Origin of the sequence: Micromonospora sp. U56 (assembly GCF_018070095.1) — a bacterium.
GTDB lineage: Bacteria > Actinomycetota > Actinomycetes > Mycobacteriales > Micromonosporaceae > Micromonospora > Micromonospora purpureochromogenes.
In genome coordinates, this window is sequence record NZ_JAGPYL010000247.1 from 1 (window position 1) to 1,503 (window position 1,503).

Here is a 1,503-nt window from a genome sequence, read left to right on the forward strand (position 1 = left end):
CCTGCCCCCGCCCCCCCGCGACCGCCACCGGTGAGAAATCGACCGCGGTCACCCGCCAGCCCCGCCCGGCCAGCCAGACCGCGTTGCGCCCCTCCCCGGCGGCGAGGTCGAGCGCCTCACCCGGGGGCAGGTCGGCGGCGGCCTCCACCACGAAACGGTTCGGCTCGGCGGTCCACACCAGCTCCGTCGAGGCGGCGTACCGCGCGTCCCATTCACTGCTGTCCACGGTCCGGTTATACGCGACCCGGCGAACCTGGGGCGCGACATCCGGCCGGGCGGTGCGGCGGTGACGACGCAGGGTCGCCGGGACATCGACGCAGCGCATATCCTGTCCGCCGACGACTCGCCGGAAGGGACGCCATGCCGTCGCGGCAGGACCAGCTCCACTCGTACCAGTTCACCGTGCAGCGGGCGGTCGCCGCGCTGGTGATGCGCGAGACCGACCCGGCGCGGTCGCCGTTCCGGCGGCTCGCCGGCGCCGGTCTGGCGAGCATGCTGGTGGCCGCGATCGGGCTCGGGGGCTTCGCCCTGTACGGCCTCTTCGCCGGCGGCGGCAGCAAGTGGCGCGACCCGGGCGCGGTGATCGTCGAGAAGGAGTCCGGCGCCCGGTTCGTCTACCGGGACGGCAAGCTGCACCCGGTGCTCAACTACGCCTCCGCGCTGCTGATCATCGGCGCCGAGCGGTCCAGCACGGTGCTGGTCTCCCGCCGGTCCATCGAGGGGGTGCCCCGGGGCCTGCCGCTGGGCATCGCCGACGCGCCGGACTCGCTGCCCGCCCCCGGGCGGCTCTCGACCGCCGCGTGGACGGTCTGCTCGGTCGTGCCGGCCGAGACCGGGCGTCCGACGCCCCGCTCGGCGCTGCTCATCGGTCGGGAGGCCGCCGGCGGGCGGCCGACCGGCGAGGAGGGGGTGCTGGTCCGGCATCCGGACGGCACGCTGCATCTCGTCTGGCGGGAGCGCCGCTTCCTGCTGCGCGACACCAGCCGGGTGCTGGCGGCCCTGGCCGCCACCCGGGAGCGGGCGGTGCCGGTGGCGCCCGCCCTGCTCAACACGCTGCCCGCGGGCGCCGACCTGGCTCCGCCGGCCCTGCCCGAGCTGGGTCAGCCCGCCGCCCGGGTCGCCGGCGCCGCGGTCGGTGACGTCTACCTGGTCCGCAACTCCGGCGGCGGGCGGCAGTACGCGGTCGCCGAGTCCGACGGCCTCGCCGGCATCACCGAGTTGCAGGCGGCCCTGCTGATGGCCCGCACCGGTCAGGGCGACCCGAAGCCGATCACCCTCGGCCGGTTCGCCGCCCTGCCCAAGCTGCCAGACCTGGTGCCCAGCGGCCCCACCGCCCCACCCGCGTCGCCGCCCCGGCTGGCGGGCGTGGACGGTGGCGGGCTCTGCGCGCGGGTCGGCGACGACGGCGAGGTCCGCGACGTCCGCGTCGGCGCCACCGTGCCCGACCTGACCGCCGTGGCCGGCACCGGAGCCGCCACCGGGCGGGGTGCGGTGCTCGCCGAC

The 1,503-nt window shown here is 77.2% G+C and carries 2 protein-coding genes; one reads left to right on the plus strand and one right to left on the minus strand.

What is annotated here, in order from left to right; translation table 11 throughout:
* A partial coding sequence (locus KBX37_RS33780) for a methyltransferase domain-containing protein (RefSeq protein WP_374103948.1) occupies positions 1 to 226 on the minus strand: 226 nt, incomplete at its 3' end.
* A gap of 134 nt (positions 227 to 360) precedes the next feature.
* Here KBX37_RS33780 and eccB point away from each other — a divergent pair.
* On the plus strand, positions 361 to 1,503 hold a 1,143-nt coding region (eccB, locus tag KBX37_RS33785; RefSeq protein ID WP_210779875.1), incomplete at its 3' end, for a type VII secretion protein EccB.